This is a genomic window from Rhodococcus sp. H-CA8f (genome assembly GCF_002501585.1).
Lineage (GTDB): Bacteria > Actinomycetota > Actinomycetes > Mycobacteriales > Mycobacteriaceae > Rhodococcus_F > Rhodococcus_F erythropolis.
Map to the genome: position 1 here is coordinate 4218536 of NZ_CP023720.1, position 18773 is coordinate 4237308.

Consider the following 18773-nt stretch of genomic DNA (forward strand, 5'->3'; position numbering starts at 1 on the left):
AGCCGGTTGCAGCGTCGGCTCCGCATACACGAGGCGCTCATCGGATAACGTCTTCAACCGTGGCACCGAAACTGAAGACACTGACCCGTGAGCTGTCCAAGCGCGGCCCGCACCGAGTTCTCCGCGGCAACCTCGCCCTGGCCGGACAGCCGGGTGTCGTGTACACGCCGGAAACCGGTTTCAATCTCCCCGCCGTTGCCTTCGCGCACGGGTGGATGGTCGGGTCCCACAAGTACGAGCAGACACTCCAGCACCTCGCTTCCTGGGGAATTGTCGCAGCGGCGCCCGACAGCGAACGCGGTCCGGTCCCGTCCCATCTCGGCTTGGCTGCAGATCTTCGAGCGACGCTCGACATCTGCGTCGGCGTACGACTCGGCCCCGGCCAGATCAGCGTCCACCCCGATCGAGTCGCCTTTGCCGGTCACGGCATGGGCGCGGGCGCGGCGGTACTGGCCGCAGCGCAGCGCGGGGATGTCGGTGCGGTAGCCGCGCTGTTCCCGGCCCCGACAGCACCCAAGGCGGAGAACTACGCGTCGAAGATCACAGCGCCCGGATTGATCCTTGCCGGCCAAGACGACGTCGATTCCTTGACCAGCAATGCGCGCCCGCTGAGCGTGGAGTGGGGCGGTCCCGTCGTCGCACGCACCGTGAACGACGGCCAAGACGCCGGACTGATCGAAGGCCGCCGACTCCTCGGAGCCCTGGGCCTCGGTGGATCCGAGCGCAAGACACAGTCCGCCACACGGTGCCTGCTCACGGGCTTCCTGTTGTTCCATCTGACCGGCGACAAGAAGTACCAGGACTTTGCTGATCCTGATGTCGAGATTCCACACACGGCGCCGTTGCTCCCGGTTGAACCTCACTCCGACGCGCGGGCCAGCCAGCTGTTGCGTAAGTAGGAGTCCGTGCCCGCCCCCGACTCCGGCGGCGAGCACGGCTTCGTCGGCGTCGTCGTCGGCTCTGACGCGGATCGCAGATACGGGCCGGATCTGACCGACCCTTCCGTGTCGTTATCGGCAGACGTCGTTTCGGACGGCGGCTCCTGGCGCGATTCCTCGCTCGCCACTGCCGCTCTGCGCTCACGGAAGTCGTCGAGTTGAGAATCGAGAGTTCGACGGATCTCTTCGAAGGGCGCGTGAACGGACTTCACAGCGGACCAGCTCCGGCCAGCTCAGCGCCCGTCTCTCCGTCGGGGCCGGCGATCGACTCGTCCGGGACTGTGACAGGCGGCTCCGGGTCCGGCGCGGGCGAGACTTCGGCGGTGGTTTCAACCGGTATCTCGGGCTGGGGAATATCGGGCTGGGGAATTTCGGGTTGGGGAATTTCGGGTTGAAGTGTCGCGGGCTGGGACGCTTCTTGCGGGTATGTCTCCTGCATGACCGCCTCCTGACCGGCATCAAAAACTATTCTCGGGCAACCGTTTTCGTCCAACTCCACGGCGACCGACACAGAGTTCCCGTCAGCACCGGCGACATCGAGACTCACCCCACGACCGTCGGGCGCAATCGAGAAGCCCCATGTGTTGCCGCCGATCGAGAAAGAGATCGGCGCAGCCGCGGCACCGGATTCGATCGTCTCGGCGACCGGCAAGGTCGACGGGAAGGCGTCTGTCACCCACTGAGTCGCGGCATCAAAAGCATCGCCTACCGCGCTCGCACACTGCGCGCACGCCCTGTCGAATTCGTCGCGGGCATCCAGATACGCCGAGCGAAAAACGGTGTCCAGCCATGGCGCCGCGCCACGACCGCTGGAAGCGACGTGAGCCAGCTGATCGATCTCCCCCGCACCCAGACCGCCGATGGTCGCCCGGTCGAGGCTGGCCACCTTGAAAGCTTTGTCTGCCAAAGCCGTTCGAACAGTCCGCGCAAGTTCGTCGGCTAGCGTGATCAACAGTGGCGCCGAATCCGCATCGGACCGAGCTTCGCGCCGCGCGGCGAAGACCTGATCGACGACCGCATCCACGCCGGAAACATTCCACACTGCGGGAAGATTCTCGGCCAGGACCGTCAGCATCGCGATCTCCGCGACCGAACCGTCCACCGCCGCAGCCATGTCCGACATGTCTCGCGTCAGTGCCGCGATATCGATGCCCGCCTCTGCGCGATATGCATCCTCATAGGAGGTAAGCATCCGTTCTTCGAAACCCAACCGAGTGGCCAGGTCGTGAAATCGGCCGAAGAACTGCAGTCCGCTAGCGCCCGCTTCCAGAATTTCGTCGGGATGAGCATGTGAATCACGCAGTGCAAGAATATCTTCGAAAGAACACGGGCCGTTCGGTACTGCCTGGGCTGTAAGGCTGTTCGGTATCACGAGGCCGACCCGCCGGAGTCCCGCACCCGCCGCGCACCCTCGCGATCCGCCTCAGTGATTGCCTCAGCCGAAGAGGAAAGCCGGCGCGCCAACGTATCGAGAAGATCCGCACGGCCAGTCAAGCGAGAATTCAGGACCGCCAATGCCGACGCCAACGCGGCTCCGTGCTCGGCGTAGTCACGGCCCGAAGCGGCACCGCCCCATCGCAAACGCTTGATCGGCTCGGCAGAATCGCGCAGACCCTGGGCCACCGACACCGCATGACGTGCCAATTCATCTGTTCCAGCGCGGTCGACATCCACGAGCGCCCCCAAGTTTCAACGGAACCACTCGCACGTCGAGCGGCCTTTGACTCCTTGGACGCAGCGGGGCGCAATTGCGTTCCCTCTAAACGCGAACGCGTAATGAGGGGGCTACACCGAACCGACGATCTCGGCCAACTCGTCAGCCAGCTTCTGCGCGAGCGGAAGTTCAGTGGCCTCGACCATGACGCGGACCAGTTGCTCTGTCCCGGACGGGCGCAGGAGCACTCGACCACCGTCACCGAGAACGCGCTCGGCGTCCGCGACTGCTGCAAGTACCGACGGCGACGCTGCGACTGCCGCCTTGTCCCCGACCTTCACGTTGATCAGCACTTGCGGGAGGGTGGTCATCGTTGCAGCCAATGCCGATGCCGACTTACGCGTACGAGCCATGCGTCCGAGCAGCCGGAGACCGGTGAGAATTCCGTCGCCCGTGGTGCCGAACGCCGGCAACACAACATGACCTGACTGCTCGCCACCGAGGCTGTACCCGCCCGCGCGCAGTTCTTCCAAGACGTAGCGGTCGCCTACGGCAGCAGTCACGATGTTGATGCCTGCCTCGCGCATCGCGATGTGCAAACCGAGATTGCTCATGACAGTCGCGACGAGAGTGTTCTCGACCAACTCCCCGGCCTCGTTCATCGCGATCGCCAGAACAGCCATGATCGCGTCACCGTCGACCACCGCGCCGGTCTCGTCGACGGCCAAGCAACGGTCGGCGTCGCCGTCGTGCGCGAGGCCTAGGTCCGCCCCGTGATCGACTACGGCTTTCTGAAGATTCTCCAGGTGCGTCGATCCGCAGCCGTCGTTGATGTTGAGGCCGTCGGGATCTGCGCTGATCGCGATGACGCGAGCGCCCGCTGCTGCGTAGGCAACCGGTGCGAGCGCGGACGCAGCGCCGTTGGCGCAGTCGACGACAACGGTAAGCCCAGCGAGCGGCTCGCTCGCCGCGCTCGCCAGATGTCCAAGGTACAGCTGCGCGGCGTCGTCGACCGCACGGACTCGGCCTATCCCGGCACCTGTCGGAAGGACCGGCGGCGCAGTGCCGTCGAGTGCGTCCTCGATCGCCACCTCGACAGCGTCATCCAACTTGTGCCCACCGGCCGCGAAAATCTTGATTCCGTTGTCCGGCATGGGATTATGCGATGCAGAAATCATGACACCGAGACTGGCTTCGAGCTTTGCCGTCAAGTATGCAACTGCCGGAGTCGGAAGGATACCCACGTCGAGCACGTCGACGCCTGCGGAACTCAACCCGGCCGTCACCGCGGCTTGAAGCATCTCACCGCTGGCGCGAGGATCGCGGCCGATCACGGCGGTCGGACGGGCATCCGAAGTGCCGGCTGTCAGTACGCTCGCCGCGGCAACTGCCAATCTCAATGCAAGATCTGCAGTCAGATCCGAATTGGCAAGTCCACGAACACCGTCAGTACCGAACAACCGACCCATAGAACGACTCCTGAATCCTGTGAACCTCGAGAATGAAACTCGAGAATGGAATTTCTCCGAGAAACACAAGAGCGAGCGTCCGGTAACGATGGACGCCCGCTCTTGTGGTGAACAGGTGCCGAAGCAGACCCGTCGGGTCAACCTCGGCAAAGCATCAGCGCTTGGAGTACTGCGATGCCTTACGTGCCTTCTTCAGGCCGTACTTCTTACGCTCGACCGCGCGGGCGTCACGCGTCAGGAAGCCTGCACGCTTGAGGGCCGGACGATCATCAGGGGTTACCTCGATGAGTGCGCGCGCGATAGCCAGACGCAGTGCGCCTGCCTGACCGGACGGGCCGCCACCGTGCAGCAGTGCAATGATGTCGAAAGACTCGGGACGCTCGACGAGCACCAGCGGAGCCTTGATCAGCTGCTGGTGAACCTTGTTGGGGAAGTAATCCTCCAACGTACGGCCGTTGAGCTTGAACTGACCGGTACCGGGAGTCATCCGAACGCGAACGACAGCCTCCTTGCGGCGACCGACGGTCTGGACCGGGCGATCGAGGACGATCGGTGCGAGCGTAGCTGCAGCAACCTCTTCGACGACCTCGACTGCGTCAGCGGCGACAAGCTCTTCCACTGCTTCGATGTTCTCTTCGGACACGTTCTGCTCTTCCGGCGATGTCACTGTGCGACCTGCTTGATCTCGAACGGCACCGGCTGCTGCGCGGTGTGGGGGTGATTCGGGCCCGCGTAGACCTTGAGCTTGCTGCTCATTGCGCGGCCGAGCTTCGTCTTGGGGAGCATGCCGACAATGGCCTTCTCGACGAGACGATCGGGAGTCCTGTCGAGGACCTCACCGACAGTGCGGGACTTCAGGCCACCCGGGAATCCGGAGTGGTGGTAAACGTTCTTGCCCTGCAGTTTGTTGCCGCTGATGGCAACCTTCTCAGCGTTGATGATGACAACGAAGTCACCACCGTCGATGTGCGGCGCGTAGGTGGGCTTGTGCTTGCCACGCAGCAAGTTCGCTGCCTGAACGGCAAGACGGCCGAGCACCACGTCAGTGGCGTCGATGACGTGCCACGAGTGGGTCACATCTCCGGCCTTCGGGGTGTACGTAGACACAGATCTTCCTCGTCTTAATTCATTCCACTGCTGACCATGTGCGTATCGCGTAAACGATCCTCGGCGGCCAGTTGAGACCCGAGAACCGCCGGTCTCCACGCATTTCTGCCGGAGCCCTACGGCACGCCACCGATAGACGATACCGGTCTACCCGCTGCCAGGTCAAAGCGCAGCCATCTCCGCCGACAATGCCCTCGTCCGGAACCAGCAGGTAAGCGATCGACATGCGACTGCCCCGGCAACCTGACGGTACCGGGGCAGTCGGGGTGTCGTCACGACATGAATGTTGTCAGCGACCGAACCCGTTTGCGGCGATCCGGTCAGCTTCCTGCATCTTCTCCGAGCCGCTCGCCGTCGCTCCGGCGATCTGCGCGAGAACCATGTTCAGTTCTTCGGACGCCTGGGCCCAGCGGCGCTGTGCGTCGTTCCAGGCTTCGGAACCTGCCCCTTCCCAGCCTGCTTGCAGCTTGTCTACGACAACCTTGATGTCGCCCTGCTTGTCGTTGATCGCTTTGGCCTGCTGTTTCATCTGATCGGACAGCATTGCGAGGCCGCCGAAGTCGTACTTGATCCTGTCGGACATAACTGCTCCCGGTTCGGTGTGACTGGAGAGAACTTTGTGAGAACTACTGGCTGAGGACTGCTTGATCGAACGGCGAAGAGCTGACGGTCAGGACATGTTCACCGTCGCGCCGCGAAGCGAGCTGACGTTGTCGTCTTCGGTCGAGTCGAAGGTTCCCGCAGCCTGTTTGATCTGCTCGCAGATGTCGGTCAGAGCAGTGTCCAGCTTCAGGGCCGCGCTGTTGTATCGCTCCATGATTCCTGCGTATTCGACCTGCGCCGCACCGTTCCACGAATTGTGCGAAGCGTCGGCCTCCGACCGAACAGCGTTGACCAGTCCCCTGATGTCACCGAGATGTCCGTCGATGGTCCCCGCCGAATCGATCAATTCAGCGGTAGTTGCGGTAAAGCCCATGTCGTCCCCCTGGATTCGGTGAGTACCGTTCGGTATCGGCGACCACCCACGACGGCTTGTCCGTCAGATGTGCACCGGGGTCGAGCGGAACTCCCTGATGTGCGCTACACATACTTTGACGCGACCTCCGTGCCAACGGTTCCGGCCCGATCGAAGAATGTTTGCAGAACCGACCGATCCGGTCAGGGCGTGAATTCGAGTGACTGCCACATCCGCAGGCAGTCCGCTTCGAGACTGTCCCACTCACCGACCAGATACTGGCAGCCGATACTCACTTGCCGACCGTTGTCGACGTACACGCGCCAACGCACCTCGGAGAAATCGTCCGGAAACTCGACGTACACCACTGCCTGTTTTCCTGCGGCATCGTCGATCACAGAAAACTCTCCGAACCGCAATGGGTCCTCGAACGCCGAAAACTGCTGACGCAAAGCGGCTTCGACGGAATCGAATCCAGCACCTTCCGCAAGACGTTTCTCGATGACCACGATCTTGCGATCAGCGCCGGAACTGGGTATCAAATCGGTGCGCCCGCTCGAGGTCCCTCGTGACAGAAGCTTCCAATCGGAAGGCAGCTCTGCTGCAACGCTCCCCACCTCCACACGCGTGAGTTCCGGCGTGACACCGGACTCGATCGACGGAATCGAAGTCTTCGGCGCAGGCTTTTCCTGCTCTTTCGACGCCTCCACGATCTCGACTTTGTCTTCCGCCGCAGCTGCGACCGAGTCCGCCAACCTAGAATCGCCTCGGTCGCGAGTCGACACCACGACCGTTGCCGCGACAGCAGCGACGACGGCGAGCACCGCAAGCGCCGCCGCGAACCGTCGACGGCCTCCGTGCCACCCGCCGACTCGACGGGGCGAGGTGGCAGTCGAGTCCACGGAAGGAATCGACATCGCGCCATCCGGATCGCCTACCCACCCGGCGCCAAAAGCTGAATTGTCGACGATTCGACCGGAACTGTCCCGCGCAGTTGTCTGGCGAACGAGCGTCCGAGGATCCACCAGAGACGACGCCACCCGACTCTCGTCCAGAATTCGAATGCTCGCATGGCCGTGGACATTCGTCGACCCACGTTCGAGCGAAGCCGCAACGGCATGGGAGCGCGGCCCGACCAACACCACAGCGTCCCGAACCGACAAGTCCCCGATTCCGGAAAACAACCCCGCAACGTCTGCGATCGCCGAGCTTTGTGCCCCGTCGATTCGGAGTTCACCGTCGACCTCAACGACAACAGAAGCGACCACCATTCCGCCACGCAGTTCGAGGACGACACACCGTGATCGCCAGGCTGTACGAGCCGACCTCGCCGCCGCGACCGACGTCGGAACGAGGACGACGTCGTGCGCCACTCGCCGTGCGGCATCGAGCAATCGCCGCCTGCGTGGGGCACCCCAGTCCGAGGGATGACTGAGATAGAGGATGTCTGCATCGACGATTCCGCACCCGTCCATCGCACTGGAGATCAGCCTGGCCAGCTCCAGGACGGTGGGGACAATCCGACCATCTACGTCGACATAATCGTCGTCGACGTAATCGATCGCATTTTCTCCGGTCGTACCGGGACCCGACGCCGGTTCGCGTCTGAGGTCTGCACTGCAACAGAATTCGCGTTGACCCGAGACGACCCAGATATTGGATGCACCCCAATGTAGCGAGACCGACACCAAGGACGGAACGGTCACAGCGGTGGCATCCACGGAACTTGGACAAGTTGGGTTTGCGACCGAGAAACGTAGACCCCACGACCTTCCGGCAATGCCGACGCGCGGACGGTGCCGACGAGATTTCCCTCGTCGCGACTTCCGCTCATGATCAATCCGGCCGGTGCCATGTCGCGAATTCTCGCAATGACCGGCTCGTAGAGTGCTCTGGCCGCGCCACCGGAACGGCGGGCAATCACCAGGTGCAAACCGATGTCCTTGGAATGCGGAATGTACTCGAGCAACGGCGCCACCGGATTACCACTCGGTGTGGCCACAAGGTCGTAGTCGTCGATCAGTACATAAATCTCCGGCCCACTCCACCACGACCTTTCCCGCAATTGCTGCTGTGTTGTTTCGGCGTTCGGCATTCTGGCGGCGACGATCCGAGCCAAGTCGACCATCAACTCACCGAAGGTCGTCGACGACGCCGAGTAACCGCCGAGGTGATTCCCTTCGACCACTCCCAGCAGGGAATGCCGATAGTCACCGATAATCAGCTTGGCCTGCGCCGGTGTGTTCGACGCGATGATCCCTTCCGCTATTCCGCGCAAAAGAGATGTCTTGCCACACGCGGTGTCGCCGAATATCAAGAAGTGTGGGTGTTCCCGGAAGTCCATGTACACCGGGGCGAGGTCGGTCTCACCGAGCCCGATCGGCACGGTGAGGCACCGACCGTCGGCCGCACTCGGTGAGGGCCACCGGGTTCCGACAGCTTCGAGAAGTTCTGCCCGCGAGTACGAATCCGGAAGCATCCGCACGGTGGGCGCCGGGCGCGAATTCGACATGGCTGCAATATGTTCGACCGTCGACGCCACAGACCCACCGGAATTCTCACTACCGGGCGAACCGCCGATTCGAGGTAGTCCGGTGAGAAGGTGAAGCCCGTCGCGCGTGATGCCACGACCCGGTCGACCTTCCGGCACCAGGCTGGCTTTCTGGCGACCCGCATCCGAATCTCCCGGATCACCCAATCGAAGTTCGATGCGAGTACCCAGTTGATCCTTGAGTGCCGGCCGGATCTCGGCCCACCTCGACGTCGTGACGATCACGTGCACACCGAAGGACAAACCTTGACCGGCGAGCATGTTGATCTGAGGCTCGAGTGATTCGAAATCCGAACGAACGCTGGGCCAACCATCGACGACGAGGAAGACGTCACCGTACGGGTCATCTCGGAGTCCCGCCGCCACACCTTCCCCGGCAGGATCAGCTGTTCGCAATCCTCGGAAATCAGCCATGGAGTCGATGCCGAGGTCACGAAACAGTCGCTCTCGTTTCGCGACCACACCGAGTACCTCGGCAACCGTGCGGCGGACGCGGTCGGAATCCAAGCGGTTTGCCACCGATCCGACGTGCGGCAGATCTTTCAATCCGAGGAGCGTTCCACCGCCGAAGTCGAGGCAGTAGAACTGAATCTGTTCCGGCGTGTGCGTCATGCTCAGAGACAAGATCAACGTGCGCAAGGCCGTCGACTTTCCCGACTGCGGGCCGCCGACGATCGCGAGGTTGCCCGTTGATCCGTTCAGATCGGCGACGAGAAGATCGCGGCGCTGATCGAACGGCCTGTCGACTACGCCGAAGGGTGCGCTCAGATTTCCGCGAGGTTGATCACCGGCCGCCCACCGCGGCAACAACTGGTCAAGCGTCGGGGATGCCTCGAGCGGCGGTAGCCACACCTCGTGCGCGCGTGGGCCGTGAGAGCGCATTCGGTCGACGAGGACTCCCATGAGAGTACGTGCATCGTCACCGATTTCACCCATGTCGATGACATCGGGCTCGACGGGAACGACAACAGCCTCTGGCCCGACCACGGGCGTCGCGGTAAACGGCAGCGGCGCGAGTTCGACGGGGGAATCTACCGAGAATCGAGTGGGCACTATCCGCTCACCCTCGTACGGGCCTGACACGTATGCACCTTGGAAGCGAACGATCTCAGCAGAATCGGACTTCAGGTATCCCGCACCGGGTGTGCCCGGCAGGTGATAAGCATCGGGAACGCCGAGAACGGAACGAGACTCGTTCGCCGAGAACGTTTTCAAACCGACACGATACGAAAGATGGCTGTCGAGACCCCGAAGCTTTCCTTCGTCGAGCCGCTGACTGGCCAGCAGCAGGTGAATATGAAGTGACCTGCCCAATCGCCCGATGGCCACGAACAATTCGGCAAATTCCGGCTGTTGACTGAGCAGTTCGGAAAACTCGTCGACAACCACGAAGAGTGCAGGCAACGGATCGAGTGCAGCGCCGGCCAGCCTCGCCTTCTCGTAGTCAGACACGTTTGCGAAGTTTCCTGCCGCACGCAGCAGTTCCTGTCGACGATTCATTTCGCCGGCGAGTGCGTCCTTCATACGATCGACCATCGCCAATTCCTCGGCAAGGTTGGTGATGATCGCAGCAACGTGCGGCGCCTCCTCCAGGCCGAGAAAGGTTGCACCACCTTTGAAGTCGATCAGGACGAGGTTCAGTGCGTTGGGTGAGTGCGTCGCGATCAGGCCGAGTACCAAGGTTCGCAGGAACTCCGACTTACCAGAACCGGTGGCTCCGATACACAGCCCGTGCGGACCCATACCGTTCTCGGCCGACTCCTTCAGATCCAGTTCGACAGGGTTTCCATCTTGTCCGACACCGATCGGCACGCGGAGTCGGTCGCGCCCCTGACGTGGCAGCCAGCCATGCTCAGGATTGAACCTCGCAACATTTCCTATCCCCAACATCTGGCTCCAGGTCCGAAGGGATCGGTCGTCGTCAGTTGCGTCCACGCCGTTCTGCGATGCCGCACGGAACGGTGCGATGCGACGTCCGAACGACTGCGCCAGGCTCGTCGTCGCGGCGTCAGGCGTCGCAAAGTTCTCGACTCCTGCGCTGCTCACCGCGCCGATCTGATCGCTACCGACGACCAGTCGCAAACCACGCGCCGCCGCCAGCCGCGGGCAGAACCCGCACAGGTCGAGGACGGTCACCGAGTCGAGCCCGGATTCGGACAACAGGCCGGTGTCACCTTCGAGCAAGCCACCGTCCACGACCAACACGAGATGCGGAACGCCCGCACTCGCTGGAGTGTTGCGAGCAAATCGAGCACGCATCGAAAGCGTTTCCCCGAGGGAACTTTCGAACTCGAGATACGAACCGAACACCATGCGTGAAGTGCCGGCGCCGTCCTGAGACTCCGGGTGTTGTACGTGTGGGAGCCACTTGACCCACTCCCACTCGGCTTCGGTATCGGGACCGCACACCACTGCAACTTGGACGATGTCCGGACCGTGAAAAGTGCACAGCTGCATCAACATCGAGCGGACGAGCGCTCGAGCGGAATCCCTCTGCCCCTCAATGGACATCGCAGCAAATCCGCGAAGCGAGACGGCGGTCGGCAGGTCTTTTACAACCGAATGCGCACGGACGAATCGCCGAAGTGAGACAGCAGCGACGGGTTCGAGATCCTCGACCGGCCCCGTCTCCGGAGATACAAGCCTGGTGGCCAATCGCTGTGTACCCAGACCGACCCGAACGTGGCAGTAGTCCGAGTCGGTGATCTGACGTTCCCACATCCGCACAGTCCCGGCCAGTGTCCAAAGCTGCGACGGCTCGGGATTGCTCCACTCGAGAGCAGCACGCTGCGCACCAGACGTTGCAGCAACATCGCTGCGCATCTGATCGAGGTACCGCAGGTAGTCCTTGCGGTCCTCGTTCGCTTCGGACGCTCGTGCCCCACCGCTACGACCGCCCCCGGCGAGCATCCCGAGCATCGACACCATCATCATGACCGGAAACAGCAGAGACATCGGATTGCGCGCCATGCCGGAAGAGAACATCAGCGCCACCATGCCGATCATGGCAACCACCATGATCACCGGAAGTAGTTTGGTCAGTAGGTTTCCCGGCGTGACGCGAGGAATCTCCGGTGGGGCCTGAAGCGTCACCTCGCCGCCCGGTGTACGCGGCGATTCACGGCGCGCTCGACGCGCAAATCTGACAGTGCTCAATTCACCCACCCCCATCGGTGCTGCAGCTGTTGCCGCCACGCGCCTCGTCCGACTACCGCCGGCCCGCCCCCCAAGGCGTAGTCACGCAATTGCAAGAGAGTAGATCACAACACCGACACTCGGGTCGGTGCCACCTGTTGTCTGCGCTGTCGCCGACACAGGCGCACAGTTCATGTCGTATTGTTCGGGTGAACTGGGGTGACGTGACAGGGGAATCGCGTCATGGGAGGGGACAGATCTTGACCAGCACCACTGAAACCAGCGCTGCGCACACCGCAAACGGACGACGCGCGACCCATTCTGCCGAACTGTGCAGGTTGACGGTACTTTCAGCCCATTCGCAGGTGGATCTTGCGGTGCCGCTTCGTGTTCCACTCGCGGTGGTCATTCCGGGCATTGTGGACACAATTGTCAACCACAGCAATTTCAACGAGTTCGACCACAGCGCCGAACAATTCGAGCCCGTCGACTGGACTCTGTCGAAAGTCGGCAGGGCACCGCTGGCACCGACGCTGTCGCTGCACGAGCATGGAATCCGCGATGGGGAATTGCTCGTACTCGCGGCCGCGGACACCGCTGCCCCGCCCCCACTCTTCGACGACATCATGTACACCGTCGCGGCGACGGATGCAGACATCTACCGACGCTGGACTCCGATCACCGCGCGCATTGTCGGCTCGTCCGCTGCCCTCGTCGCTGCGCTCGTCGCGGCCCTCGCCCTGGTCCTCGGCGATACAGGTCTGATCGGCGCTGTCTGCGGTGGAGTGACGTCTTTGGTGCTCACCGTCGCCGCCGTCGTGGCAGCGCGGGTGTACGGAGACACTGCAAGCTCCATCACGCTCGGATGCACAGCGGTGCCACTGGCGTTCGTCTCCGGCGCCCTCTGCGTACCCGGCACTGTTCTTTCTGCTCATCTCCTTCTCGGTTCGGCAGTCGCAGCCGCGGTGACTCTGATCTGCCTCCGCTTGTGCGGTGCCGGATTAGCCGTCTTCACCGCACTTCTCGTCGTCCTCCTTGCTGCGGTGGGCACCTTCGCCGTCGCGACGACGCTTCCCGAGGCGCGCACCGCAACCGTCAGCAGCGCGGTGATTGCCGCAGCATTGATCGTTCTCACGTTCACCGCTCGACTGTCGATGCTGTTCGCGCGATTACCGCTTCCCCCGGTTCCGACGCCGAGTAATCCCCTCGACGACGATCGCGACGGACTGCCCGAGCCCGAACTGCCCGGGCTGACCGAGTTGACTGAAAGGGCAGGGCGGGCTCGTAGCTACCTGACCGGACTGATCGTGGCCACGTCAGTGGTCGCGCTCACTGCCGCAGTCGCGCTCGCGTGGTCCTGGCCCCGTCAGGGAATCGTCTGGCCGAACCTTGCTCTCGCATTCGCGACGGCCGTCGTGCTGATGTTTCGCGGGCGCACCTACGCGGGCGCACATCAGGCGGTCCCACTCATCTCGGCAGGCATCTCGGTGGTTCTCGCTCTCCTGGGCGGCATGGCATGGACCCATCGCGACCATGCATTGGTCGTCTTCGCCATCACGATGACTGTTCTCCTCCTGTCACTGATTCTGGGAATCCTCGCCCCCCAGAACACATTCAGCCCCGTGATGCGACGCGCGGCCGAACTGTTGGACCTCGCTGCGATTGCAGCAATCGTTCCGCTGATCTGCTGGGTCAGTGGGCTCTTCGCGCTCATGCGCGGTCTCTGAGCGATCGGATCTCGATGGTGATTCGACGCGCGACGAACATCTGTGCCGCACTCGTGATCGTTGTCTTAACAGTCCTCGCCGGGGCGGGTGGCGCATCGAGTGCGGTTCCTTCCCCCATCGATCCTGCAATGCTGCCGGAGGACGGTCCACCCGCGCCTCCCCAACCCACCGAACAACGAACCCTGTGCGTCCCCGCCGTAGCGGGTGGTGACGGCGCGGATATTCCACGTTCTCAACAGGATCTCGGATTCGATTCGGTGTGGTCGATCACCCGAGGGGCGGGGCAGCGAATTGCTGTCATCGACACCGGCGTCAGCAGACATCCGCGGCTACCGGCCCTCGAAGGCGGCGGTGACTATGTCGGGACCTCCGACGGCACCGACGATTGTGACTCACACGGAACAGTCGTCGCCGGTCTCATCGCCGCCGAGCAGGTCGACGGTTCCGGATTTTCCGGAGCTGCGCCGGACGCACAGATCATCTCGATCAGGCAGTCCAGTGCCGCTTTCTCGGTGGCCGGCCAACGCGAAGACCCTGCCGTAGCCGAGAATTCGTCTGGCTACGGAAACGTCGACACCATGGCACTGGCCGTACGTCACGCTGCTGACTTGGGTGCAAGCGTTATCAACATCTCCGAGGTCGCTTGCAAGCCTGCCGGGGACGGGATCAACGACCAACGACTGGGCGCTGCAATCGAATACGCCACGATCGCGAAGAACGCCGTAGTCGTCGCTGCTGCAGGGAACGTCGGATCCGGAGGTTGCAAGAACCAGAATCCACCGCCGGATCCCCTCGATCCACAAGCCGATCCATGGAACTCGGTTACGACGATTGCCAGTCCTGCCTGGTACGACGACTATGTCCTCACCGTCGGGTCGGTCGACCCCAATGGCACCGCCAGCTCCTTCAGCCTCGGCGGTCCATGGGTCGACGTTGCGGCGCCCGGCACCGGAATCATCTCACTTCACCCGACGTCGCCTGGTCTGACCAACGGAGTCTACGGCTCCGACGGCGCCGTACAGTCGTTCAACGGGACCAGTTTCGCTGCGCCCTATGTCGCGGCAACCGCCGCGCTGGTCCGGTCGGTTCACCCGGAACTGACTGCACTTCAGGTCATGCAACGTATCGAAGCCACCGCCCACGCTCCGGCGCAGGGTTGGAATCCCTACGTCGGTCACGGCGTCATCGATCCACTCGCCGCGGTAACGGGCGAATTGGCACCGGGGGAACGCGTCAAGGTCAATCATCAGTCGGTAACGATCGATCCCCTACCCACGCCGCCCCCCGACAACCGATCTCGCGACGCGGCACTCGTCGGAGCCGGAACGGTCGGCACCCTAGCCCTACTGACGCTGTTGGCGTCGATGCCCATTCGTCGAGTAATTCGTCGGAGACTTCCCGAACGACGGGACGTCGATCTCTGAACCGTCAACGGTGTTCAGTTCACTGGAGCGGCCGGCGTTGAATCGGGGGCGACTCCGTCGTGAGCTATCAGTGCATTGCTCTTCTCGAGCGCCGGACCTGATGCAAGTAGATCGAGTATCTGCCAAGGCGCGCGATCGGGCGTTCGCGTCAATCCGAGCGCGCGAGCGGAGGTTTCGTCCGGTACTCCGTATTTCACACCGGTATCCGCTACGTAGAACACTCCGTCGTGCCTGGTGCTGTTCGTCTCGATTCCGGTCGCTTGAACAAACCCACCGAAGCCCTGTTCGACGTGGACGCTGTCGAGATTGTCGCCCGATCCGTCCGCCTGCGCCAAGGACACCAACTTGCCACCCTCCGGGATCGGAACCTGCAATCCAGCGACGAGTTTCAATGTTGCAGAACTACTTTCGCCGCCGTCGACTGCAGGTGAGGGAGCCCATTCCAGACAGCCGACAGGTGCGCCATGATCATCGACGATCTCCGGAACCACCTGCGGCAACGAGTCGACGGCCAGTTCCCTCACCGAGGGAATACGACTGATGGCATCAGGGGTGACGCTCGCGATCCCGGTGGCGCCCTGCGAATCCGAGAAGTAGATCAGTTGGGCGAGCGCCGCACCGACCTTCTGGATACCGTTCTCGAGCACCACGTAGTACTGCAGGTCCGCGCCCACCGAAACCTGAACGACGGAGCCGACAGTCTTGTTCTGTAGCGGGAACCGGGGCGCTGATCCCAGTTCGCGGATTCGCGGAGCCTCGATGCGCGGAACTTCGGGGATCGAATTGAGAAATCCGGCACTGATCGGTCGCGCCTGTGCTCCTTCCAGCCCCAAAGCCCGCATGATCGCCGGATTGTCCACATCGATTTCCGCTCGCTTCCCGTCGTATACGAGAAAGTGATCGGAACCCGACTTCACCAGGAATGCACGGTCCCTCGTCAGATATGTCGTGTTTTCACCGACATTGGACGAGCCGACCAGGACCGAAGTCGTCAACGATTTTCTCCCGTCGGATCCGACGGAATCGCATACCGTCCACAAGGCGTTGCTCGGGTCGGCTGATTCCGGCAGCGCGGACGGTGCGCCGGGAATGCCGACGAGCGCGCCCCTCGGTTTCGCCTCGACCTCAGACGCCTTGACTATTGCCGGTTTTACTGGCGAACCCAGAATCAGTCGGGCGGAGGCCAAGTTCAGCACAGGGCGAAAAGTACCCTCCATGGCGACGAACATTGCGCCAGATTCCTTTGCAACAACGATTTCTGCATCGCCGATCTTGTCCTGTGGCCGAAACAGAGCAAGTACCGCGCAACCCGCCAATCCCAGTGCAGCGAGGACTATTCCGACGGTGAAGGCGCGGGACTGTGACCGCATCGGATCGTGAAGCATCCGCACGTCTCGTCTGACCAGCGCATGTTCCATCCGCCTGACCAAGAATCGGTACCCATTGACCTGCCAGCGCGTGGTAGGTGTTGCAGCCATCGTTCCCCCCCGTGCCTTACATCCCCTTGCGAAGACACAGTACAGTTTGGCTGGGGCGGAAATTTTCGGGTAGTTCGCAGGTCAGGTATCGGGGAGGAACCGTGGACCGATCGCGGTTGAAGCATTGGCCGTCGTCACACAGGATTTCGACGCACGAATTCGTGTCGGCACAGATTCTCGGAATCAGTGCAGGCGGAATCGCGATGGCCAGTGGGCTGGATTGGCTCTGGGCGCTGGCAATCGGTTGTGTGGTTGCCGGATCAATGCTCCTCCATGTGGGCGGTTGGTCGGTAATGTCCTGGATTGTCAAGTACTTTCGCTATTTGCGCCGCAAGGACGCCGACGGCAGCACGATCGTCAGTTTTCACACTCCCTCCGAACAGTCGATCGGGCTCCGAGTGGACGGATCTTCACTCGTCGCTGTCGTCGAGATCGCTCCCCCACGCGACTACCTGACCAGGATCGGGCGCCATTCATTCGACGCTTCCCACCTTCTGCCCACGGCAGCCCTGGTCAATTGTCTGTATCAGCACGACATCTCACTCACCGGCATCGACATTGTCAGTCATGGATACCGCGCCGCATCAGGAACGCCGGCCACCGAAGTCTACGAACGTCTCATCGGGCCACTACCAGCCACCGCCACCAGAAGTGTTTGGCTTGCACTACGTTTCGACGCTTTGGAGGGTCGTGCAGCAGTCGAACGCCGAGGCGGGGGCGAACAGGGCGCGGGCCGCGCGATCGCTGTTGCCGCCAATCGTGTCATCCGGGTGCTCGATTCAGCGGGATGCAAGGCGCGGATCCTGACCGCACCGGAGATCGCGTCGTCCACTGCCCAGGTCGCAAGAGGAGTCGCCAGCCACGAGGTCACCGAAACGTGGCGAAGTACCCCCTTGCCTGGTGTGTTCAACGTCGGATACGGAATCGAACCCCGTTTCATCACCACCTCGACCCTGACCCGAGTATGGGCAGTGGCAACGGTCGGGACGTCCGTGACAATTCGGTTGCGCCCCACGGGCGAACGCGGAGAGGCGAAGGTCAGTGCGACATGTCGCTTCACCACGCGCAATCCACCCGAGAACGCACCGCTGGCCGGTTTGGTCTCGCTTCGTGGGCGCCAGCGCGACGGATTGCTGACCAACCTGCCAACCGCATTGGCCGCGCTGGACCGCATCACGCCGCACATTCGCATGGACGGGGGCACACTCGACTCACTCGCTCTACCTCTTGCCGGGTGCGGCCAGCTCATCGGCTCGGACCGAAACGGGCACGGTGTCGCGGCCAGAATTTCGGGGCCGGGCGTCAACACCGTTTTTGTCGCCGGCGAACTCTATCTGGCTCAGCAATTGATCTTTCGAGCCATCGCGACCGGCGCACTGGTACTCATCCACACCGATCGACCGGAAGCATGGACCGCGCTCACCGACTCCATGGGAGTGCCTGACCGACTCCGCGTGTCCGGGCAGGGTGGTGGGCTCGAGGGCGCTTTCAACACTGTCGTGTTCGACGGAGTCGAGGGGTTACCGCCGCGTGCCGGCGTGACCGCGATCTACGTGTACGGACATCCACGCCAATGGCCTCGGATCGACCCTGAAATCTCGATAGTCCAGCCATTCGCACTCGGTGACAAGATCACAGTCGAAACCGGCCGCACGCGCGTCGAACTGACTCTGGTAACCATTGCTTCCGAGACCTCGTTCATCGGCCGTCCTCGAGCCGGCGACGCTCACCAGATGGCGTGATCGCGTATGTCCAAGATCAGCCAGGATAGGGATCACTCGCACGCTGCATCCGCAATCCACTCCCCCACCAATGCAATTCACGAATCATCTTCTCGCTGGCATCGATCGCGATCGAATCGACGCCGTACGGCTCGTGTCCGAATTGCTTGCGTACCCGGTGAATGGTCACGCTTTGACGCACCGAGACCATGTGCAGCTCCGCCACTACCTGCCTCAGTTGTTCGACGGCCCGAACACCACCTGAAATCCCGCCGTAGGACACGAATCCGATCGGCTTGGCACGCCACTCGTGTTTCACGGAATCGAATGCGGTCTTGAGGGCAGCCGGGTACCCGTGGTTGTATTCGGAGGTCACAGCAACAACAGCGTCGGCTCGTCCGATTCGCTGGCGGAAAACCTCCGTGGCAGGTGAATCCGAGAAATCCTGGGGCAACGACAGCTCTCTGAGGTCAATCACCGATACGTTCCACGACGGGTTCGCGGTTGCGCGCTCGACAAACCAATCCGCCACTGCTCGTCCTATTCGCCCCTCGCGGACCGAACCTACGATGACTTCGACCTTCAAAGGTGCCATGAACGTCGATGCTAGCGAC

At 62.4% G+C, this 18773-nt stretch carries 16 protein-coding genes; 5 read left to right on the forward strand and 11 right to left on the reverse strand.

Features of this window, described 5'->3' with window-relative positions:
- The first annotated feature begins 59 nt into the window (after nt 1-59).
- Entirely contained in the window at nt 60-899 is an 840-nt protein-coding gene (locus tag CPI83_RS19670; RefSeq protein WP_020969056.1) for a dienelactone hydrolase family protein, read from the forward strand.
- Between the two features lie 6 nt (nt 900-905).
- Nucleotides 906-1100: a hypothetical protein gene (locus tag CPI83_RS30740; protein WP_154606640.1), complete on the forward strand. Its 195-nt coding sequence runs from the start codon at nt 906-908 to the stop codon at nt 1098-1100.
- Between the two features lie 46 nt (nt 1101-1146).
- Here the strand turns inward: CPI83_RS30740 and CPI83_RS19680 are convergent, their stop codons facing one another.
- The 9 genes from CPI83_RS19680 to eccCa form a co-directional block, all read right to left on the reverse strand.
- Nucleotides 1147-2130: a hypothetical protein gene (locus CPI83_RS19680; protein ID WP_232816775.1), complete on the reverse strand. Its 984-nt coding sequence runs from the start codon at nt 2128-2130 to the stop codon at nt 1147-1149.
- A 176-nt stretch (nt 2131-2306) separates the two neighbouring features.
- Nucleotides 2307-2612, reverse strand: coding sequence for a hypothetical protein (locus CPI83_RS19685; RefSeq protein WP_019747569.1), 306 nt, complete (start codon nt 2610-2612; stop codon nt 2307-2309).
- A gap of 111 nt (nt 2613-2723) precedes the next feature.
- Nucleotides 2724-4061 (reverse strand): phosphoglucosamine mutase, encoded by a 1338-nt coding sequence (gene glmM, locus CPI83_RS19690; protein WP_097387606.1) that lies wholly within the window; start codon nt 4059-4061, stop codon nt 2724-2726.
- Between the two features lie 154 nt (nt 4062-4215).
- Nucleotides 4216-4728 carry a 30S ribosomal protein S9 gene (gene rpsI / locus CPI83_RS19695; RefSeq protein WP_019747567.1) on the reverse strand — a complete coding sequence of 171 codons (513 nt, stop codon included), beginning with the start codon at nt 4726-4728 and terminating at the stop codon, nt 4216-4218.
- A complete protein-coding gene (gene rplM, locus CPI83_RS19700; protein ID WP_019747566.1) occupies nt 4725-5168 on the reverse strand; it encodes a 50S ribosomal protein L13 in 444 nt (147 codons plus the stop codon). The genes rpsI and rplM overlap by 4 nt, the downstream gene beginning before the upstream one ends.
- Nucleotides 5169-5457: 289 nt before the next feature.
- Nucleotides 5458-5751, reverse strand: coding sequence for a WXG100 family type VII secretion target (locus CPI83_RS19705; protein WP_003940975.1), 294 nt, complete (start codon nt 5749-5751; stop codon nt 5458-5460).
- 87 nt (nt 5752-5838) lie between these two features.
- On the reverse strand, nt 5839-6144 hold the full coding sequence (locus CPI83_RS19710; protein WP_003940986.1) for a WXG100 family type VII secretion target: 306 nt from the start codon (nt 6142-6144) through the stop codon (nt 5839-5841).
- Between the two features lie 182 nt (nt 6145-6326).
- Nucleotides 6327-7829, reverse strand: coding sequence for a type VII secretion-associated protein (locus CPI83_RS19715; protein ID WP_070796259.1), 1503 nt, complete (start codon nt 7827-7829; stop codon nt 6327-6329).
- A complete protein-coding gene (eccCa, locus tag CPI83_RS19720; RefSeq protein WP_232816937.1) occupies nt 7826-11845 on the reverse strand; it encodes a type VII secretion protein EccCa in 4020 nt (1339 codons plus the stop codon). Before eccCa ends, CPI83_RS19715 begins: the two co-directional genes overlap by 4 nt.
- A gap of 224 nt (nt 11846-12069) precedes the next feature.
- Between eccCa and eccD the strand changes: the two genes are divergently transcribed.
- Together eccD and mycP are read left to right on the forward strand one after the other, a co-directional pair.
- The gene (gene eccD / locus CPI83_RS19725) at nt 12070-13536 is read left to right on the forward strand and encodes a type VII secretion integral membrane protein EccD (protein ID WP_097388220.1); all 1467 of its coding nucleotides are present in this window, start codon (nt 12070-12072) and stop codon (nt 13534-13536) included.
- A 14-nt stretch (nt 13537-13550) separates the two neighbouring features.
- Entirely contained in the window at nt 13551-14960 is a 1410-nt protein-coding gene (mycP, locus tag CPI83_RS19730; RefSeq protein WP_097387607.1) for a type VII secretion-associated serine protease mycosin, read from the forward strand.
- Between the two features lie 14 nt (nt 14961-14974).
- Here mycP and eccB read toward each other — a convergent pair whose 3' ends face one another.
- Entirely contained in the window at nt 14975-16438 is a 1464-nt protein-coding gene (gene eccB / locus CPI83_RS19735) for a type VII secretion protein EccB (protein WP_097387608.1), read from the reverse strand.
- Between the two features lie 101 nt (nt 16439-16539).
- Here eccB and eccE point away from each other — a divergent pair, with 101 nt between their 5' ends.
- Complete coding sequence (gene eccE / locus CPI83_RS19740; protein WP_097387609.1) at nt 16540-18180, forward strand: type VII secretion protein EccE; 1641 nt, start codon at nt 16540-16542, stop codon at nt 18178-18180.
- A gap of 16 nt (nt 18181-18196) precedes the next feature.
- On the opposite strand, the gene CPI83_RS19745 is transcribed toward eccE, so the two are convergent.
- Nucleotides 18197-18754: an NAD(P)H-dependent oxidoreductase gene (locus CPI83_RS19745; protein ID WP_020906901.1), complete on the reverse strand. Its 558-nt coding sequence runs from the start codon at nt 18752-18754 to the stop codon at nt 18197-18199.
- Nucleotides 18755-18773 lie beyond the last annotated feature (19 nt).